The following is a 19,767-nucleotide window of genomic DNA, read 5'->3' on the forward strand; positions in this document are numbered from 1 at the left end:
GATTTATGGAGGATGAGGCACTATGGCTTCCAAATGGTGGAGATGGCAGCAGAAATCCGCGCCTTACTTGTTTATATCGCCATTTTTTATCCTGTTCGGCGTATTTCTGTTTTATCCGTTTCTGTACTCTTTCTACTTAAGTATGGTGGAGTGGAACGGCGGCAAAACGAAAACATTTGTCGGCATGGACAATTTCTCGCGTGTCATACAGGACGATGTGTTCTGGCTGACGATCGCGAACGGTTTAATTATTATGGTCATTTACGTGCCGCTCATGCTGCTATTGGCTACGCTCGTAGCGGTCTTGCTTAATTCGAGTTGGGTGAAAGGGAAGGGCTTCTTCCGTATGTCGCTGTTCACCCCGAACATTATGGCGGTCGTTGCCGTCGCGTTCGTATTCTCGATCATGCTGAATGGCGACAACGGCCTTATTAACGTGATTTTGAAGCAATTGGGTCTCATTGACGCGTCGATTTTGTGGCTCGATTCGCCTGTATGGGCGCGCGTGTCGGTAGCGGCAATGGTATTTTACCGCTGGATGGGCTATAACATGATTCTTATTTTGGCTGGTCTGCAGAACATACCGAAAGACATCTATGAATCGGCATACGTCGACGGTGCGACGCCTTTCCAAGTGCTTATTCGCATTACGCTGCCGCTGCTCAAAAAAATTCTCGTTTTTTGCGTCATTTTATCCACGCTCGGTTCGTTCGGCTTGTTCACGGAACCGCTCGTATTGACCAAAGGCGGCCCGCTTAATTCGACGACGACGCCGGTATTGCTCATCTATCAAGAAAGCTTTACGAACTTGAATTTCGGATATGCATCCGCGATTGCCATAATGTTCTTCTTCCTGATGATGATATTTACGTTCATTCAAATGCGCGTAACGAGAGATAACGATTAAGACTTCTGGAGGGGATTCCCTTGTCTTCCGCAACGATAACTGCGACAACATCGCCCAAGAAATCGCTTAAACCACGCGATTTGATCAACAAAGGGCTTGCTTATTTCATGCTGATCATCATAACGTTTGCTTCATTATTCCCATTGCTCTGGATGATCAGCTCCTCGCTGAAGGAGCGAAGAGATATCTTCCTAAATCCGCCGATGTGGATTCCGACCAATCCGCAATGGAATAACTTCACATTGCTGTTCAAGGAACGGGCTTTCGATACCGTCCTTTACAACAGCTTCTTTATCGCCATACTTCATACCGCGCTTGCCCTGTTTTTCTGTACGCTTGCCGGTTATGCGTTTGCGAAGTATACATTCAAATTCCAAGGTATTTTGTTCGGCATCGTACTCGCTTCCATGATGGTGCCTTCGGAGACGACGATTATTCCGATGTTCGAAATTTATCGCGCCTTCGGCTTGATCGACAATCCATGGGGCGTTATCGTAGCCAATGTGGCCAGCGCCTTCGGTATTTTCTTCATGCGTCAGTACAGCTCGGGCATTCATACGGAAATGCTTGAGGCATCCCGAATCGACGGCTGCTCCGAGTTCAGAATATTTACGTCGATCGTGCTGCCGAACCTAAGACCGGCGCTTGCCAGCCTAGGCATTATCACTTTCGTCAATCAATGGAATAACTTCTTGTGGCCGTTAATCGTTCTTCGTTCGCCGAGCGAGCAAACGATATCGCTTGCGATTCGGACGCTGGAATCTGGCGCTAGAACGCCATATGAGCTTATTATGGCAGGTTCGGTCATCAGTATTATTCCGCTGTTGATCATCGTGCTGTTGTTCCAAAAGCAACTGATCGGCGGTTTGATGGACGGCGCGGTCAAAGGTTAAGTTATATCGGTCAAATAAGGAAAGGTGGCGATCGTTCGCCGCCTTTTTTTGTGTTTCCTTTTATCGAGCATTGTTTCATTCGGCTTGAACTAGGGAATAATTTGGAGATATTGGCTAGAGAAAGCGGTGCAGATGTGAAACGGCTGACGACCATGCTTAAGAGACGGATGGCAAACCAACACAACGGTGGCACGGAAGCAGAACGAACCTTATTGACGGAGCAAATGAAAAATAATGTGAATGCGATTCATTCCTTGCTGCATTCGCCGGGCGATTTGATAACGAAGGAAATCGATATCGGTCAATCGGGACGTTATTGCATCATCGTTAACATTGATGGATTGATTGACAAAACCTTGATACATGAACATCTCATGAGACCGCTCATCAACTACAAGCCGAATAAAGCTGAAGCGGCTCTGAAAGAGATGAATGGCGATGAGCTAATCGGCCGGTTGAAAGACGATGTCCTCCCTTTGCAAGAAATTCAGTTGATCGACTGCCTGGACGAGGCCGTATTCTCAATTCTGTCGGGAGATACTTGCTTGTTTATCGACGGTACGCAGCGGGCGCTCATCATTGGAAGCAAGGGCTGGATGAGGAGAGCGATCGAAGAGCCGCAAACGGAATCGCTCATTCGCGGGCCTAAGGATGGATTCACGGAAGACATTCGAACCAACAGTGCCTTGATTCGCAGAAGGTTGCGTGACCCTGGCTTGAGAATGGATTCCTATTTGCTTGGCACAAGGTCGAAGAAGGAAGTTATCGTTACCTATATCGAAGGGATTGCCAATCCGGAGCTCGTGAAGGAGGTCAAGCGGCGCCTGCTGACGATTGAAATGGACGACCCGGAGGGTTCGGGTTATATCGAACAGTGGATATCGGACAGCTTCCTGTCTCCTTTCCCGCAAATTTTGAATACGGAGAGGCCTGACCGTGTGTCCTCCTCGCTGCTGCAAGGGCGCATTGCCATATTAGTAGACGGCACGCCATTTAATCTGATCATGCCGATCACGATAGCCTTCGCCCTTAATTCGCCTGAGGATTATTATCAGCCTTGGCTGCTCTCATCTTTGGTGCGATTTTTGAGGTTTGTTTCGGCCTTTTTGGCAACGTTTCTGCCGGCCTTTTATATTGCGCTTGCGGAATTCCATCATGGCATGATTCCGTCCAACATCGCGTTTTCGATCGCGGCGGCACGGGAAGGGGTTCCTTTTCCGGCGGTGATCGAAGCGCTGTTAATGGAAGTTACACTCGAAATTTTGCGCGAAGCGGGCGTTCGTCTGCCGAAGCCGATCGGCCAAACGATTGGTATCGTAGGCGGTCTCGTTATTGGTGAAGCTGCGGTAGCTGCCGGTATCGTAAGCCCGATTATGGTTATTGTCGTTGCCGTTACGGCGATCGCTTCTTTCACGCTGCCATCGTACTCTTTCGGGATCATTACCCGGATTTTACGTTTTTTCGTCATGCTGGCGGCTTCCGTGTTCGGATTGTTCGGCATCATCCTTGCGTTTCTGTTGATATGCATCCACGTCGTAAATCTGAAGAGCTTCGGTATTCCGTATTCTACGCCGGTATCGCCTATGTTCCTTAAGGATTGGAATGACTTTATTTGGAGGGCACCGGTTTCTTTCTTAAAGGACCGACCACAAATGCTGCGTACCGAAGACAGAAAAAGAATGAAAAAGAAATAGGACATTGGATCATGATCCTAGAACAGGGGGAGGTATACCAGGTGGGAACGAATAACTGGGAATATGGCGATCAACAAATTGATGAGAAGGAACTCATGTTCACGATTGGTTCACTAATCATTGGAGTCGGCATATTAACGCTGCCTCGTTCTGTAGCGAAAGCTACGGGTTCTCCTGATGGATGGCTATCGATATTGATAGCTGGCTGCGCGGCGCTCATCGTAGCTTGGGTGCTGTCGCGGTTAGCGCTGCGTTTCAAAGGAAGACCATTCCTGGAGTATGTAGCATCCACTGCTTCGAAACCTGTAGCCTATTGCGTTGCGATCGTCTATGCGTCGTATTTTCTCCTGTTCACAGCGTATATAACTCGATCAGTGGCTGAGCTATCGAAACAATTTCTGTTCGATAAAACACCGCTAGAAGTCATTTCCTTAGCGTTCCTTCTTGTCGTCATATATGCTGTGTCCGGTTCGAGAACCGGTCTTGTAAGGCTAACGGTCGTTTTCCTGCCGTTCGTTCTGATCGTCACGTCTGGTTTTCTTCTGTTAGGCATCAAAATATTCGATTTCAACAATCTGAAGCCTTTTTTCTACACGAGTCCGGCCAAGTTGATCGATGGCTCGATAGAATCGTTGTTTTCCTTCTTGGGTTTCGAAGCCGTATTGTTCTACAGCAACTTGATGAGGCATCCCGAAAAAGCGCCTAAATATACGGTGTTTGCCGTTCTCATTTCCACCGTCACCTATTTATTGATTTTCATTGCCGTAATCGGCATCTTCTCCGTGGAGGTTACTCAGAACATTTTGTATCCGACGCTTGAGCTGGCTAGGGAAGTAAGTGTACCCGGGGAGTTTTTCGAAAGGCTGGAATCGCTGTTTCTCATCTTTTGGGTGGTTTCCATCTTCACTACGACTTCGATAGCGCTCGATATAACCGTGCAATCATCCAGCTTCTTAATGAAGACGGAGAAAAGGAAGCTGATGTATGTGCTGACGCCAATTATTTTTTTATTGTCGATGGTTCCCGAAAATATTGTTGAGCTCAGCCGACTGGGCATGCTTGTGAGCTATATTGGCATTATGACCTCGTTCGTTATTCCAATCCTATTATTCGCTTTCGTAAAGATGCGGGAGGGGCGAGCAAATGGTTAGAGTTATGGGGCTCATATGCTGTTTGGCGATGTCGACGGTACTAATGACTGGCTGCTGGGATCGAATTGAGTTGGAGCAGCGCGGTTTTGTTGTCGGTGTTGCGATAGATGAATTAACTAACAAACAGGAGGAACAACAAACGCAACCGAACGGCCATCAGGAGTTCAAGATTACGTTCCAAGTCGTCATCCCCGCGGGATTAAAGCAATCCGATCAGATGGGAGCATCGGGAATGGGCAAAGCGTATTTCAATGTACATGTTCACGGAAGAACGATGCAGGACGTGTTAGCCAAGCTCGCCTCACAATTAAGCCGCCAGCCTTTCCTTGAGCATTTGAAGCTCATTATTATTTCGGAGAATGTGGCTAGAACCGAATACGGATTTGCCAACGTACTCGATTATTTTCTTAGGAATAACGATGCTAGGCGCAATGTGTCCGTTATGATTGCCAAGGGAGAAGCATCAAGAGCGATGGAGATTTTACCCAAGGGAGAGCGTACTCCAGTCATATTCATTGATAATATCGCACGTAATGGCAGGGAGCTCATGCGCATCCATAAAGATACGAGAATCGGCGATGTCCACGAATTTCTATTGAGACGCGAGAGCTTCACGCTGCAAAAGCTAACGGTTAGGGATCGCGATGCGTCGCTGATAGGCGCATCGGTCATGGATAGCACGACGAACAGCCTTGTAGGTTTCCTGAACGACCGTGAAACGACAGGACTTAACTATTTGACCGGCAGCAATAGCCGCGGTCTGCTTGAGGTTCAAGTCGGGGATAGTTTGGTCGTATTTGATGTCGAACGCGCTCAGCGGAATATCGTATCAGACGTCACTAATCCGAAACATATTCGCTTTGTTTTCTCCTTGGCGATGGAGGGAAGTATTGCAGAGGCATTCGAGAGGCAAGATTATCTAAACGAAAATACAATCGACAGTTTGCAAAAAAAAGTCGAAGAAGAGATTGTCAAGCTTACCAAAGAAACGATCGCCAAGACGCAAGGCGTCTACAAAAAGGATGTCATCGGGCTCGCCTCCTATCTGAGTGAGAACAAGCCCAAAATCTGGTCGCAAGTAGTCAGCAATTGGGATAGTGGCATTAATTATTTCTCGCGAAGTGAGATAGAGGTAAGGGCAGACGTTAAAATTCGCAGGATCGGATCGGTGAATCAAACCGAAGAGAGAGGGTAGAAGTTATGTTCAATAAACTAGGAAATATTCCATCTGGATTAAGTTTCGTTTGCGCGCTGCTTAGCATTGCCATACCCTATTTGGTTAACAAGGTGAACCAAAAGCTGCATGATATCGGAGATCCGCCATGGAAGAAGAAATAAGCGATCGGGATTCATATGGACATCGAATAAGAAGAAATGGATAATAGAGGTAACCAAAGTTCAGCTAACAACATGGGAGGGGAGCTACGACTTATGTACGAGCCGAAAACGAAAGAAACCGACCACAGTGTCATCGAGTTTATCGAGCAGATTGAAAATATGAAGAAACGTGAAGATGCTTATCGATTACTTGATATTTTTACGGAAACGACGGGGTTCGAAGCGAAAATGTGGGGGCCAAGCATTATTGGATTTGGTTCTTATCACTACAAATATGCGACAGGTCACGAAGGGGATGCACCGCTTGCGGGATTTTCTCCCCGGAAAGCAAAGATAAGCTTATACTTTGAACCAGGGGATCCAGGACGGGAAGAGCTCCTATCACGGTTAGGAAAGCATACATCTGCGAAATCATGTGTCTACGTCAATAAATTGGCAGATATAGATATCGATGTTTTAAAGGTATTAATTAAACAATCTATGGTGATTACGCAAGCAATGTATCCGGATGCGAAATGACTAATCATCCTTTTATTTCGTCATTGCTTAACGGACAAGCTCTAATTCCTGAAGGCTCTAAGCTAGTAATGGCGGAGTGGTCGGCTAGCGGTACTCCGCTAGGCAGCGATCCGGAACGAATTGCACCCCTGCATCTTCATCATCATGATGACGAGGCTTGGTATGTTCTCGCAGGGAAGCTAGGCTTCCAAATCGGAGCCGAAATGACGATTGCTGTCGCTAATCAAGCTGTTATTGTGCCGCGCGGCACACCGCATACGTATTGGAATGCCGGCTCTGTAGAAGCTCGTTATTTGATCATTATGACCTCCACCATCCAATCCTTGATTGAAGCCATTCATGGGACAAATCAACGTGACATGGAGTCGATGAAACTTCTTTTTCAAACCTTTGACTCGGAATTACTGGAATAGTGTGCTGTCTGCTATGTTGGATTTCTGCAGGGCAAAGACTTTCTGTGTTTTGCTCCTTGTATAAAGGTTTGCACATAGCTCCTACAATGGGCGCACTTTCAATTGAAAATTACATAGCTGATCATCTTAATAAATAAGAGCTGTACCGATGCCGACTGTGGCTTCCGGTACAGCTCTTATTCTTATTTCATTCGAAGCATCATGGTCCAAAGATCGGCGCTTTCGTAGCCGAGTCTCCAAGCCGCGACGCCTGCTAGATCGTATTTGGTTGCTAGCGCGACGCGTGCTTTAGTTGTTTCAGTAGTCTCGGCCCAGAACAGGTAGGTGAAGCTGTCCTTCACATACTTGTATTTTATTTGCCCGGACGCAGCATCCGGAACGCCTGTTGCTTTGTTATCCGCGATGAGCGCCGGAATATCTTTCATAAGAACGGCACGATTGCCGACCAGCTTGCCAGCGGCGTCCAGCTTCCACTCGCGTACGTAGAACGGAATGCCTAGCATAAGCTTGCTTCGCGGGATGCCGTAACCGAGAAACTGTTTGATGCCTTCCTCTACCCAGGTAAGACCTGCTACGGATCCCGGCGTATCACTGCCGCTCCAATGCTCGTCGTACGCCATAATGATTATCGTATCTACAATGGCAGATAATGCCGCATGATCGTAGGCGGTAAGATGATTCCAGCTTAAGCTGCCTCTCGGCAAGTCGATGGATACGTTCAAACCCTTGGCATGAGCTGCTTTCGTAAGCTCCTTAACGAAGGCAGTGTAGCTGGCACGATCTGCGCCGGCTACTTCTTCGAAGTCGAGATTAAGGCCAAATGCCTTAATTTCAGATAAACGTCCAACGAGCTTGCTAATGAAAGCCTGCTGTGCTGCCTTATCCTGCAGGAATGCTGTGGTCATCTTCCGGTTGAACTGATTATGGACAAGCGGTGCAACGCGGATGCCTTGCTCCTTAAGCGTCTTCACTAGCTCGGCATCGGATGTATCGTTGATCGATCCATCGGCGGCGGTGAGTTCGAACCAGGTTGGCGAGTCGATCGACAAGCCTTGCGTGTTCGCAACATGGCTTAATACGGTGCCGCTAGATGCGCTGCCATTCCAAGCTAAGTAGACGAGCGACTTCGCGTTGTTCCATACGCTGCGACCGTCTGACGTACGGACATAGGCGTTTGCGTATTTTTTAGCAAAATCGATCGCGCCCGAACGAGTGTTGAACGAACGCAGTTTCTTGTCGCCTTGGAATACAGTAAGATACGGAACACCCGACCACCATACATTGTCTTTGTACATGACCTCGGCATTCGGCGTTTTCTTTGCCAGTGCAACTGCGTCATCGAGGTTAATAAAAGCACCGATAAGCTTGCCGTTCTGAATAACCTCGTAGGCAAGCGCGTTGGAATGGAGCACGATGCCTGTCGCGGTATTTACGACTTCACTTCCTACAATTGCAGACGAACTTTTGATGGCGTCATAGAGGAAGCCGTACAACTTGCCGTTGTTCGCTGGAACACCGTCAACGCTAATTTGATAGACGGCTGCTGCGGCGCGCTGATCCTTCTTCTGGGCGGCGGTTAAGTTGTCCCATACCCAAGCGTTTTTCGTTAAATCGACAATATGTGCGTTACTCCACTTCTTTGCTTCCTGGATCGCTGCCTCAATGGTCGTGAACGTCCATATCGGCTGTGTCTTGTCACCTTGATACAATCTGAACTTGGCGTGATTCGCATACTTCCAGCCAATGTTCTCCAAATCGCGAATATGTACGTTTCTTTGTGTCTTAGCGAATGCCAGCGCCTGCTCATATGTCCGGTATTCCCATGCGCTTGACGAGATGCCGTTTTTGTACACTTTGTAGCGAGGGAGATTGTCCCACACCCAGGTACGTCCAGTAATGGTTTCTACATGGCTGTAGCTGACGTTTTTCGCATAGGCAATCGCTTTGCTCTCTGTCGGGAATTCCCGCAGTGCTTGGTCGTTCTGATAGACGCGGTATTTCGTTACGAGACTTGCAGAAGCCTCAGCAACGCCGCTCCCCGAAGTTCCAGCCAGCAGCGAACTGCTCAGCAGCAGCAACGTAACTGCAGCGATCAGCTTCTTTTTTAACACTCTATTTGCCACACTCCTCTCAGTTGTCCGTTTAGTTAGACGCTGGAAGAGGAGGGGAGTTGCTCCTAATCTATGAAAAGTTTGGCGGTAATTATTGCTAGTTGATCATGAAAGAAAAAAACAGAGCGGATTCGCTCTGTTCTGAATTCAGCTATACCATTACTAATCTGCAATATCGACCCAAAATTCCTCGTCCGCATCCAGTTTTATATCGGATCGGAACACGCGACGATGATATTGCTTATACATGTATTGCTCGATTGCTTCAATAATGTTCGCTTCAAGAATGTATTGGCTTCGGCCCTTGACCCACACCTCGGCTGTAAATCCGTATTGCTCCTCCCATGAGAGCTGAACCTCCACGTCCGTAGGGCTAACCCCTCTGCGATCGGCATAATGGAGGCAGACAGCATTTAAAATCTCGTCCGTATAAAGACGCACGCGCTAGTAACGACTCCTATCGTCAGGCCGCCTGCGATTATGTCGGAAATTGTTCCATATAGCGCGAATAATCATAACGACGGCGATAATCGCGATTACGTTAATGAGCAATCCGAGCAGATTGCCGAAGGCGCCCCAACCGCTGAACAAACTGCCGAACAGCAGTCCGGCAATTCCGCCGACCATTAATCCTCGGAAGAAGCTGCCACCGCTCCAAAATCCCGTTCGCCCCGCTCCGGTCGCAGCTCCGGAACGCGCTCCGTTATTCGTCTGGCTCGTATTGTCCTTTTTCTTTGGGGTCTCCGTATAACTTTGCCTTGGAGATTTGATGCTCCGTCTTGGTTTAGCGTCAGCAGTTGAATGGAAGCCGACTGTCATAACGAGCGACAGGGCCATGAGCATCAGTATTCCTTTTTTCATATCAAGTTCTCCTTAGATGCGATTTTTGGTACGGCGCCAAAGCGACGACGTGAGCAAGTTAAACACGAAGCACATTGCTAACATAAGCAATTACAGCTAATATATACGGAGGTTGCTTGTCATTATTACTGATCGCTTATGCAGGAGGTTCGAATGAATACGATTCCTGATTCCTATGTTTCCTATTTGGTTGAGTTTCATGCAACAAGGGATTATTTTGAATGCCATGAACTGCTAGAAGAGTATTGGAAAGAACACCCGAACGACGGCATGTCGGATATATGGGTCGGCTTAATTCAATTAGCAGTGGGTCTTTACCATGAAAGAAGAGGCAATCGCAAGGGAGCATGGATGATGCTGGAGCAATCCCGTCTGCGATTAGCGGGATCTGATTTGCTTCCGCTTGGTCTAAGTCGCGAGCCGTTGATTGGAATGATTGACGACCGGCTTAGTGGGTTAGGAGAGCAGAGCTTTGTTCATGTCTATGCGGACATGGACTTACCGATTGCGTCGGAAGAGGTAACTAGGCTTTGTGAAGAAGAATGCGCAAAGCGCGGGGTGAGATGGGGAGAACCAAGTCCATTATCGAACGAAGCCCTTATTCATCGCCATAAGCTTCGTGACCGGAGCGAGGTTATTCTAGCCCGGGAGATTTCGCTGCAAGCGAAACAAAAAGAGCGCAGAGGCTAGTCCGTATTGGACAGCCGCTGCGCTCGCTTTTACTCTTTATCTTTCGGCAAGCCTTCCGTTACGAGCTCAAGCGCACCCGTCTCAGGATCGATGATGAGTCCGTGGACGAGTACGGCTCTAGGCATAAGCGGGTGGTTGCGAATAATGTTAACGCTGTTAATGACGCTGTCCTTCACGTTGTCGAAGCCAGTCAGCCAGCGCATGAGGTTAAGACCGGAATGCTTCAGCGTATTGATGGTGTCCATCGGTATCCCGCGGTCAACCATATGCTGAATGATTTCTTCGGGGTTGATGCCTGTCATACCGCAGTTATGATGCCCAATGACGAATACTTCATCGGCTTGCAGCTCGTAGACTGCGACGATGATTGATCGCATAATGTTGCCGAACGGCTGAGTGACGATAGCGCCGGCATTTTTAATGATTTTCGAATCGCCATTTTTCAGATTCATCGACTTAGGCAGCAGCTCGGTCAGTCTAGCGTCCATACAGGTAAGAATAACCATTCTTTTGTCGGGAAAACGGCTCGTCGCGTATTGCTCGTATTCCTTGTTCGCAACGAAGCTGCCGTTAAAATCTAAAATGGATTCGAGCTTATTCATCGTGTTGCCTCCAATTAGCTGTGTATTATGTGCTGCTCTTCAAAAACCGCAGGTTTGTCGTATAAATCTGATTGTCGCTCTTCAAGCTGAAGCTGTCTCGGATCGGGTCGTAATCGACACGCAGCTTCGGCTCGTAGAACACTTCATGGCGAGGCTCGAACCAGTAGGGAAGGGGATCTCCTTGCTCCTGGCGGTCGTCGACACTTGGGCTATCTATGAGCTGGAGGGCCGGTACGCCGCTAACGACGCAGCCGCAGCCTTCCGTATCGTGGAGCAGCTTAAGCTGCTTCGTACCGTCGGATAAATAGGGGCCGAGCTTATCGGCAGCAGACTTCGAGAATGTAATATGCATATGATGACCTCACTTCCTATCTATTGCTTGCATTTTATGTAGGTTTAAGTTGATTATAAAGATAGGAATAAGTAAGATCAAGTTAAGTTCCGATTAATGGAATCCAAGTTCAATATTGGGCAGAGAGGCGGTAATCTGATGTCAATATCAACCAAAGAAGCGCTAACCGGCTTTAAAGAAAGAATTCATAAGCTCAAGAGCTATGAAGAGGCGCTAGGCGTCCTCTACTGGGATTTGCGCACGGGCGCGCCCCGCAAAGGAATGGATACGCGCTCCGAAGTGATTGGCGCATTATCTGGGGATATGTTCAAGCTGGCTACTTCGCCTGAGCTTGGTGAATGGCTGTCTGTACTAGAGCAGAATGAGGCATATGCCGAATTGAATGAGATTGAACAGAAGCTTGTGACGGAGACGCGCAAGGATTACGACCGCAGTGTAAAAATTCCTCCGCAGCTGTATCAGGAATATGTCATTATTTCATCGCAAGCCGAGTCCAAGTGGGAGGAATCGAAAGCGGATAATGATTATGCCGGCTTCCAGCCCTACTTGGAGAAGGTGATTTCGTATACGAATCAATTCATCGATCTATGGGGAGCGAAGGATACTCGGTATGACACGCTGCTGGATCAATACGAGCCCGGCATGACGGTCAAGGAGCTGGATCACGTATTCGGCGGCCTTAGAGAACAGCTCGTACCGCTTGCGGCAGCGATCGCCGCTTCGCCTCATCAGCCTAATACATCGTTCTTGCGTCAGCAGTTCGATAAGTCCGCTCAGAAGTCGTTCAGCCAGTACATATTGAAGCAGATGGGCTTCAGCTTCGAGGCCGGCCGACTCGACGAGAGCGCTCACCCGTTCGCAACGGGTCTTAATCCCGGCGACGTTCGCATCACGACGCGTTACTTAGAGGATGATGTGCTAAGCGCGTTGTTTGGCACGATTCATGAAGGCGGTCATGCGCTCTATGAGCAAAATATTATGCCGGAGCTTATCGGAACGACGCTCTGCACTGGGACGTCGATGGGCATCCATGAATCGCAATCCCGCTTCTGGGAGAACATTATCGGACGCAGCCGGCCGTTCTGGGAACAGAACTTCAACCAGCTGCAGAAGCAGTTCCCTGGACAACTGGATGTGTCGGTAGATGAATTCTACCGCGCTAACAACGTCGTTCAGCCTTCTCTCATAAGGATTGAGGCGGATGAGCTGACGTATAACCTGCATATTATTATCCGCTACGAGATCGAGAAGCTTATCTTCAATGAAGGGGCGAAGGCGGCTGATCTGCCTGCGATCTGGAACGAGAAGTATAAGCAGTATCTCGGCATTACGCCTCCGAGCAATGCCGAAGGTGTGCTGCAGGACGTCCACTGGTCCGGTGGCGCATTCGGTTATTTCCCTTCCTATTCGCTAGGCAATATGTACGCTGCGCAAATCGCCGATACGATGGAGAAGGAGCTGGACGGCTTCTGGTCGCTTGTGGGCAAGGGCGAGCTGCTGCCAATCAAGGAGTGGTTGACCGAGCGAATCTACAAATACGGCAAGCTGCGTACCCCATCGGAGCTCATTCAGAGCGTAACGGGCAAGCCGCTTGATCCGCAGCATCTTGTTCGTTACTTAACGAACAAGTATACGGAAGTCTATAAGCTCTAACGAACACGTTCATATAGAAGACCACAAACAAAGATGGTGGTTCAAGGATAATCTCCTTGGACCGCCATCTTTGTTTAATGTTAGACCGATTCACCGCCCAGAGTATTTCTGCATAGGCTGATGTACATCTACTAACGAGAATGAAGGCGGAGGGATTGGTATGAAGAGACGCATTATAACAGCGCTAATGCTAGCTGTCGTGCTTACGATAACGGCTGTGCTTGCGGGCTGCGGCAAAGGAGATTCGGAGAAAACGAAGGTCCGGATCGGCGAGGTAACGCGGTCGCTGTTCTATGCACCGCAATACGTTGCGGTAGAGAAAGGATATTTCACGGAGGAAGGACTTGATGTTGAGCTTACGACTACGCCAGGCGGCGACAAGACGATGACGGCACTGCTGTCGAATGTCATTGACGTTGCGCTTGTCGGCTCGGAAACGTCGATTTATGTGTATCAGCAAGGAACGGATGATCCGGTCATTAACTTCGCGCAATTGACGCAAACCGACGGCACGTTCCTCGTCGCCCGCGAGGCGGATAGCGCATTCGACTGGAATACATTGAAGGGCAAAACATTCCTCGGCCAGAGGAAGGGCGGAATGCCGCAGATGGCTGGCGAATTCGCTCTGAAGAAGCTGGGAATCGATCCTCAAGCGGATTTAGAGCTGATCCAAAACGTTGATTTTGCCAATATTCCGGCTGCATTCGCTTCGGGAACAGGCGATTATGTCCAGCTCTTCGAGCCAACGGCATCGATCTTCGAGAAGGAAGGCAAAGGTCATGTTGTTGCCTCATTCGGCACGGAAAGCGGGCATCTGCCTTACACCGTGTTCATGGCCAAACAAAGCTATATCAAGAAGAACGAGAAAACGATTCAAGCGTTCACGAATGCAATCCATAAAGCGCAGCTGTGGGTGAAGGACAATAGCGCCGAAGCGATTGCCGATGTTGTATTGCCGTACTTTGAAAATGTCGATCGCGACATCCTCATTAGTTCGATCGATCGCTACAAGCAGCAAGGCTCATTCGCGACCGATCCAATCGTCGACGAATCGGAATGGAACAACTTGCTGGACGTTATTACGACGGCAGGCGAGCTCGAGAAGCGCACGGAGCATGATGTGCTCGTCGATACGAGCTTTGCAGAGAAGTCGATCAAATAACCAAAGTGATGTGGATAGCAGAAAGGAGGGATGTTATATGGCGATAGTTCCCGTATTGGAGCTGCAGCAGCTATCTCATGTTTATGTGAACGCGAAAGGAGCTTCGCTTGCGCTGGAGCAGCTGGATCTTCGTGTCGAGCGAGGCGAGTTCGTCAGCCTCGTCGGACCGAGCGGCTGCGGCAAGACGACCGTGCTGAGCCTGCTGGCCGGATTATTCCCGCCGACGAAGGGGCAAGTGCTGCTTGACGGCGAAGCTGTCGCCGGTCCTTCCCCGAAGGTAGGCTATATGCTGCAGCAGGACTTCCTGTTCCCTTGGCGTACGATTCGCGATAATGCGGCTGTCGGTCTTGAGATCAGCGGCCGCAAGACGCCGCAGGCGATGACGCTCGTCGACGAGCTGTTAGCCGAACTAGGGCTGCCGGACTCTGGGCGGCGCTATCCGCATGAATTGTCCGGCGGCATGCGCCAGCGGGTGGCGCTCGCAAGAACGCTGGCCACCGAGCCGGAGGTGCTGCTGCTCGATGAGCCCTTCTCTGCCCTGGATCTGCACATAAAGCTGCAGCTTGAGGATCTTGTGCACGAAACGCTTACGCGCAGAGGAAAGACGGCGGTGCTTGTCACCCATGATCTTGCTGAGGCTGCCGCGATGAGCGATCGCGTCATCGTGCTTGGCCGTAATCCCGGCCATATCAAATGCGAAGTCGTTATTGACGAGGAGCTTCGCTCGATTAGTCCGATGGCGGCAAGAAGACTGCCGAGCTTTCAAGCAACGTTCGAGCAGCTATGGGCGGAATTGGATGCAGTGGAAGACGAGGGAGGAACTCGGAATGGGTGAGCGCGAAACGCGGCAAGCAAGCGGAGCGAATGAGTCCGCCGACGTTCAGATCGCGGGGGTGAAGGAAGATCGGCTGAGCTGGATGGGCGCTCTGCATGCGAACTATCGCATAAGGATGCGTAAGCTGTCAGCAGCGGTAGCCGTAACGCAGGTCGTGCTGCTTGTCTTATTTGTAGGGTTATGGGAAGCGGCGGGGAAAAACAAATGGATCGATCCTCTTTTGTTCAGTTATCCGTCTAAGATGGCTGCACAACTATGGCGTACGATGTCCGATGGCTCGATATGGCCACACGTCGGCATGACAGTAGGCGAGACGGTTGTCGGGTTCGCGCTTGGCACGCTGCTCGGCACGGCGATGGCTGCGGCTCTATGGTGGTTTCCTTTTCTCTCCCGCGTATTCGATCCGTACCTTGTTGTGCTTAATAGTATGCCGAAGGTGGCATTAGGACCGATCTTCATCGTCGGTTTAGGGCCAGGATTCATGTCGATTGTAGCGGTTACGCTGTCGGTGACGGTTATTATTACGACGCTTAATATTTATAACCGGTTCCGCGAGATCGACGCCGGCTTCATTAAGGTCGTCAGGCTGTTCGGCGCTTCGCGCGGCCAGCTGTTCAGGCTCGTCATTCTGCCTGCGTCGTTTCCCGTTATTATCTCGACGCTCAAGGTGAATGTCGGTCTCGCATGGGTTGGCGTTATCGTTGGCGAATTTCTCGTCGCGAAGCTCGGACTCGGTTATTTGATCATATATGGCTTCCAGGTGTTCAACTTCACGCTCGTATTATCGAGTCTTGTCGTGATCGCTGCGGTTGCCACGGTTATGTATCAGCTTGTTGCCGCGCTGGAGAGAAGGTTGACGGCCGGCTGGCGCGAAAGGTAGGATGGAGTCAACATCTTACTAATCGCGAGGAAGTTTACTATGGGCATACGTGTCGTCAAAACAGCGCTAGCCGCTATCGCAGCTATTTACACTGCCGTCTATTTCGGCCTTGAGCCCCCGCTTGGAGCGGGCATTCTGGCTATTCTCGGCGTCGAAGTTACGAGGATGAAAGGGCTGAAAAGCGCAATCGTCCGATTTATTGCTTCGGTTCTGGGACTTTTTTTGGCATCGCTAATCTTCACGCTGTTCGGTTTCCATATCTGGGCGGTTGCGGTCTTCATCTTGATTACTTTTCCGATTCTGTCACGCTTCCAGCTGAAGGATGGAATCGTAACGAGCTCGGTCATCGTCTTCCATCTGTTTAACAGAGAAGAAGTGACGTCAGCCATTATCGGCAACGAAATTATGCTGTTGTTCGCTGGCCTCGGCTGGGCGACCGTGCTCAACTTCGTCTATATGCCGAAGGATGAGAAGCAGTTGACGAGCAATCGGATGGCAATCGAGGACAATTTCAGCGTTATTTTCACGGAGATGGCCCTGACGCTTCGCAATCCGTCCCATGTATGGGGCGGTGAGGAATTGCTGGCTGCATTCCAGGCAATTGAAGACGGCGCGCAGCGCTCGATTCGCAATCGCGAGAATCGGATATGGGGGCAGGAGCATTATTGGTCGACGTACTTCGAGATGAGGCGACAGCAGCTTGATTCCGTGCAGAAGATGCTAGTCGAGCTGGCCTTCGTCTATGAAAAGTGGCCGCAAGGCGTTCTGATTGCCGAGCTGCTCGAGCGGCTTGCCTCCGATGTGAAGTCGGAGGTGTACGAAGGTTCGGTCGAGACTCGCTTGCAGGAGCTGTCGCTGCGATTTCGAGGGATGGAACTTCCGAGAACGCGCGAGGAATTCGAAGTGAGAGCGGCATTGCTGACGTTGCTGCACGAGTTGCAAAGATATTTGGCCATCGCCAAGCGACTCAAGCGTAAACGGCAGTCGCTAAGCACGAACCGTTAGCTGCGTCTTTGCGCAGCTCGGTTCTGTGCCGTCCTTGGAGGCATAAGCTTTCGTTTCGCGGTGAAATAGAGGCGTAAGGATAAGTGTGAAACTTATACCTTCCTATTTTTCAAAAAAAGAAAAGTCATTTTGTCCGAACAGGCGTCATAGCATATAGAGGGAGAAAATTCGTTGCGAGGATCGCGAAGAAATATAAGCCGTTATATAAGAATATCGCTTATATATATCTTATATTTCCGAAAAAGAAACAGTCACCCTAGACGAATGTCCTGCATACACTTTAAATGAATGATTGTATGGAGGAGGTTAAATCAATGACTATTGCAGATAAACAGCTTCAGTGCAGAGAAATCATTACGAAAGCTGTCTGCGGCAAAGGTCGTAAGTTTTCCACTGTAACCCATACCGTAACGCCGCCTCATCATCCGACCAGTATTCTGGGAGCATGGATTATCAACCATCAGTATGAAGCGGTTCGTTCGGGCGACGGTATTGAGGTAATCGGTACTTACGATATCAACATTTGGTATTCGTACAGCAAAAACTCGCAAACAGACGTAGCTAAAGAATCCGTACATTACGTGGAGCATGTCGCTCTCTCTTATGTAGATCCTAAACATAGGGCGGCGACAGAAGAAGTGTCCGCAGACGTGCTGCAAGAGCCTAACTGCATCGAAGCGAACATTTCATCCAACGGCTCAGGCGTCGTTATCCGGGTTGAACGGGAGTTTTCGGTAGAAATGATTGCCGAGACTAAAGTTTGCGTCGCCGTTATTCCAGGCGGTTGCGACGACCTGGACGGCAAAGATTTGGAATTCAGCCTCGGCGGCGATGAGGACTACGAGGATTTGGATCCAGATTTACTGGACGATGAGCTCTAAGTAAGCGGGTAAGGGCTACTGCTACAGTATCATATGCTGCGCGAGCAGTATGTCGAGGGCGAAAGCCCTCTTTTTTTTGAAAAATTATAGGTAAGCGTGGATTTGGGCGGAATCGTGAGCATCCAACCAACTTCCATCCAACACCAACTAACGTCACAAGCCGGCTAATAACGGGAGCAATTCCTGTTATTTTGTAAGGGTAGGAGCTATAGCGCTGGAGTTATGATCAATTATTTGCGGCAAAGGCGGCGAGACGATGGGCTCGACTTGGATATGGCGCGGCAACTACGACCGAATGGAACGGGTAGATACGACCGGTCAGCTGCATCGCTCAGCTGGAGAGCGTGCAGGGAAGCCGCTGTCGGCTCAGGGGTGGACAGCTGTGAAAGAAGGCGACGCCGTCATTGTCTGGAATGACTCGCGGCCCTTCGACGAAAGCCGCTTCAAGCCTATTTGGGTTCTTAATGCCAAAGCCGCTCAAGCTGCGCATATGGGAGAGGCGGATAGGGAGCGCATATGGAAGCGCGCAGGACTAGTTGGCGGTAAGCCGCTGGAGAGCGTGCGCGTATATTTGGTGCGCGTGTATCATCTTGAGGCGGTATCCGTGGAGCGGCAGGGCAGCGGAGGTAAGGTGATCGGCAGTCAGGTCGCGACTGACGATCCGCTCATTCGGCGGGTGGTACGCGCCGCCGTACAGGGGTTGTACGCCCTCGGCCTCGATATTGGCGAGGCCGAGGTGGCGCTTGGCGGAGACGGGCGCACTGCCGTCCGCGCGGTATGGCCGCAGCTGCGGAATGCGCAGCTGGAGGCAGAGGCAGCGCAGCGCTTCGCCGCGTGGTATGCGGCGGAGAGGGCGGCAGTTACGGATCGGCGGCCGCTGCTGATCGGCGCCGATCCGGAGTTTGTGCTGGTGACGCCGGCAGGGCGGGTGGCGGCGGCGTCGCGCTTCTTCGGCGCGGATACGGGCGGCGCGGCCGGCGCGGACGCGATGCTCGTTGGGCGGCGGCTCGTCTATCCCGTCGCCGAGCTGCGTCCTGAGCCGGCCGCTGACCCGGCCGCGCTCACCGCGGGCGTGCGGCGCTTGCTGCTCCGCGCCGCGCAGCGAATCGGCGACCCATCGCTGCGCTGGGCCGCTGGAGCCATGCCCGTGCCGGGGCTCGCGCTCGGCGGGCACATCCACCTCAGCGGAGCGCCGCTTACAACGCGCTTGCTCCGCCTGCTCGACAGCTTCGCGGCATTCCCGCTCGCTCTCATCGAAGACCCCGCCGGGCGAGGCCGCCGTCCCCGTTACGGAACGCTCGGGGACTATCGCCTGCAGCCGCATGGCGGGTTCGAGTACCGCACGCTGCCGAGTTGGCTCGTCTCGCCGGCAGCGGCCAAGGGCGCCTTCGCGCTTGCGCTGCTGTGCGCGCGCGAGGCGTGGACCTTGTCATACATACCCGCTCTGGAGGAGCGGTATGTCGAAGCGTATTACGCCGGCGACCGCGCAGAGCTTGCCGGCTGCCTGGACGGAATCGCCGCGAGCTTGGCCGCCGCGGCGAGCTGGCGCGAGCTCGCGCCCTATATCGAGCCGCTGCTGGATGCGGCCCGACGCGGCGCGAGCTGGAACGAGAAAGCGGACATACGTTTGAAGTGGCGCATTCCTATTAATTAACGTTATATATTATTAACGCCGTATATAATCCTCCCGAAATCGAGCGACCTCCTTCACAACAACCTGTTGCGAAGGAGGTCGTTTTTTTCTCTATCTTCAATCTCAATCTAATTTTTGCTATTCCTTCCTGTACCGTTTCTCTATGCGCATATGGCGTACATCTGTT

General features: G+C 50.7%; 21 protein-coding genes. 16 read left to right on the top strand and 5 right to left on the bottom strand.

Translation table 11 applies throughout. The features are described from left to right. The first annotated feature begins 22 nt into the window (after positions 1-22). From AC0YN0_RS13585 to AC0YN0_RS13620, 8 genes are all read left to right on the top strand, one after another. Positions 23-907 carry a carbohydrate ABC transporter permease gene (locus AC0YN0_RS13585; protein WP_337101483.1) on the top strand — a complete coding sequence of 295 codons (885 nt, stop codon included), beginning with the start codon at positions 23-25 and terminating at the stop codon, positions 905-907. 20 nt (positions 908-927) lie between these two features. Further along, entirely contained in the window at positions 928-1,800 is an 873-nt protein-coding gene (locus AC0YN0_RS13590; protein ID WP_475821688.1) for a carbohydrate ABC transporter permease, read from the top strand. A gap of 110 nt (positions 1,801-1,910) precedes the next feature. Continuing rightward, on the top strand, positions 1,911-3,494 hold the full coding sequence (locus AC0YN0_RS13595; RefSeq protein WP_475821689.1) for a spore germination protein: 1,584 nt from the start codon (positions 1,911-1,913) through the stop codon (positions 3,492-3,494). Positions 3,495-3,535: 41 nt separating this feature from the next. Further along, positions 3,536-4,645, top strand: coding sequence for a GerAB/ArcD/ProY family transporter (locus tag AC0YN0_RS13600; protein WP_475821690.1), 1,110 nt, complete (start codon positions 3,536-3,538; stop codon positions 4,643-4,645). Continuing rightward, entirely contained in the window at positions 4,638-5,840 is a 1,203-nt protein-coding gene (locus tag AC0YN0_RS13605) for a Ger(x)C family spore germination protein (RefSeq protein ID WP_475821691.1), read from the top strand. Before AC0YN0_RS13600 ends, AC0YN0_RS13605 begins: the two co-directional genes overlap by 8 nt. A gap of 5 nt (positions 5,841-5,845) precedes the next feature. Then, complete coding sequence (locus AC0YN0_RS13610) at positions 5,846-5,983, top strand: hypothetical protein (RefSeq protein WP_475821692.1); 138 nt, start codon at positions 5,846-5,848, stop codon at positions 5,981-5,983. A gap of 93 nt (positions 5,984-6,076) precedes the next feature. Then, entirely contained in the window at positions 6,077-6,502 is a 426-nt protein-coding gene (locus AC0YN0_RS13615) for a DUF1801 domain-containing protein (RefSeq protein ID WP_475821693.1), read from the top strand. Further along, a complete protein-coding gene (locus tag AC0YN0_RS13620; protein ID WP_475821694.1) occupies positions 6,499-6,915 on the top strand; it encodes a cupin domain-containing protein in 417 nt (138 codons plus the stop codon). Before AC0YN0_RS13615 ends, AC0YN0_RS13620 begins: the two co-directional genes overlap by 4 nt. A gap of 182 nt (positions 6,916-7,097) precedes the next feature. Here AC0YN0_RS13620 and AC0YN0_RS13625 read toward each other — a convergent pair whose 3' ends face one another. From AC0YN0_RS13625 to AC0YN0_RS13635, 3 genes are all read right to left on the bottom strand, one after another. Then, a complete protein-coding gene (locus tag AC0YN0_RS13625) occupies positions 7,098-9,026 on the bottom strand; it encodes a glycosyl hydrolase family 18 protein (protein WP_475821695.1) in 1,929 nt (642 codons plus the stop codon). Positions 9,027-9,188: 162 nt separating this feature from the next. After that, entirely contained in the window at positions 9,189-9,467 is a 279-nt protein-coding gene (locus tag AC0YN0_RS13630) for a YxcD family protein (protein ID WP_337101446.1), read from the bottom strand. 3 nt (positions 9,468-9,470) lie between these two features. Then, a complete protein-coding gene (locus AC0YN0_RS13635) occupies positions 9,471-9,887 on the bottom strand; it encodes a hypothetical protein (RefSeq protein ID WP_475821696.1) in 417 nt (138 codons plus the stop codon). Positions 9,888-10,040: 153 nt separating this feature from the next. Between AC0YN0_RS13635 and AC0YN0_RS13640 the strand changes: the two genes are divergently transcribed. After that, positions 10,041-10,577 (top strand): DUF309 domain-containing protein, encoded by a 537-nt coding sequence (locus tag AC0YN0_RS13640; RefSeq protein ID WP_475821697.1) that lies wholly within the window; start codon positions 10,041-10,043, stop codon positions 10,575-10,577. 29 nt (positions 10,578-10,606) lie between these two features. Here AC0YN0_RS13640 and AC0YN0_RS13645 read toward each other — a convergent pair whose 3' ends face one another. Together AC0YN0_RS13645 and AC0YN0_RS13650 are read right to left on the bottom strand one after the other, a co-directional pair. Next, positions 10,607-11,179, bottom strand: a complete 573-nt coding sequence (locus AC0YN0_RS13645; protein WP_442052590.1) for a beta-class carbonic anhydrase — start codon at positions 11,177-11,179, stop codon at positions 10,607-10,609. Positions 11,180-11,204: 25 nt separating this feature from the next. After that, a complete protein-coding gene (locus tag AC0YN0_RS13650; protein WP_475821698.1) occupies positions 11,205-11,531 on the bottom strand; it encodes an iron-sulfur cluster biosynthesis family protein in 327 nt (108 codons plus the stop codon). Between the two features lie 138 nt (positions 11,532-11,669). On the opposite strand from AC0YN0_RS13650, the gene AC0YN0_RS13655 reads away from it, so the two are divergent. The 7 genes from AC0YN0_RS13655 to AC0YN0_RS13685 all read left to right on the top strand — a co-directional run bounded on the left by AC0YN0_RS13655 (position 11,670) and on the right by AC0YN0_RS13685 (position 19,601). Then, the gene (locus AC0YN0_RS13655; protein ID WP_475821699.1) at positions 11,670-13,184 is read left to right on the top strand and encodes a carboxypeptidase M32; all 1,515 of its coding nucleotides are present in this window, start codon (positions 11,670-11,672) and stop codon (positions 13,182-13,184) included. A gap of 160 nt (positions 13,185-13,344) precedes the next feature. Continuing rightward, a complete protein-coding gene (locus AC0YN0_RS13660; RefSeq protein WP_475821700.1) occupies positions 13,345-14,346 on the top strand; it encodes an ABC transporter substrate-binding protein in 1,002 nt (333 codons plus the stop codon). A gap of 37 nt (positions 14,347-14,383) precedes the next feature. Next, complete coding sequence (locus AC0YN0_RS13665) at positions 14,384-15,181, top strand: ABC transporter ATP-binding protein (RefSeq protein ID WP_475821701.1); 798 nt, start codon at positions 14,384-14,386, stop codon at positions 15,179-15,181. A gap of 82 nt (positions 15,182-15,263) precedes the next feature. Then, positions 15,264-16,061, top strand: a complete 798-nt coding sequence (locus tag AC0YN0_RS13670; RefSeq protein ID WP_475821907.1) for an ABC transporter permease — start codon at positions 15,264-15,266, stop codon at positions 16,059-16,061. Between the two features lie 39 nt (positions 16,062-16,100). Then, positions 16,101-17,066: an aromatic acid exporter family protein gene (locus AC0YN0_RS13675; protein WP_475821702.1), complete on the top strand. Its 966-nt coding sequence runs from the start codon at positions 16,101-16,103 to the stop codon at positions 17,064-17,066. A gap of 314 nt (positions 17,067-17,380) precedes the next feature. Then, positions 17,381-17,947, top strand: a complete 567-nt coding sequence (locus AC0YN0_RS13680) for an outer spore coat protein CotE (protein WP_337101436.1) — start codon at positions 17,381-17,383, stop codon at positions 17,945-17,947. A 382-nt stretch (positions 17,948-18,329) separates the two neighbouring features. Further along, positions 18,330-19,601 (top strand): putative amidoligase domain-containing protein, encoded by a 1,272-nt coding sequence (locus AC0YN0_RS13685; RefSeq protein ID WP_475821703.1) that lies wholly within the window; start codon positions 18,330-18,332, stop codon positions 19,599-19,601. Positions 19,602-19,767 lie beyond the last annotated feature (166 nt).

This window comes from Paenibacillus sp. J22P218 (assembly GCF_056269195.1).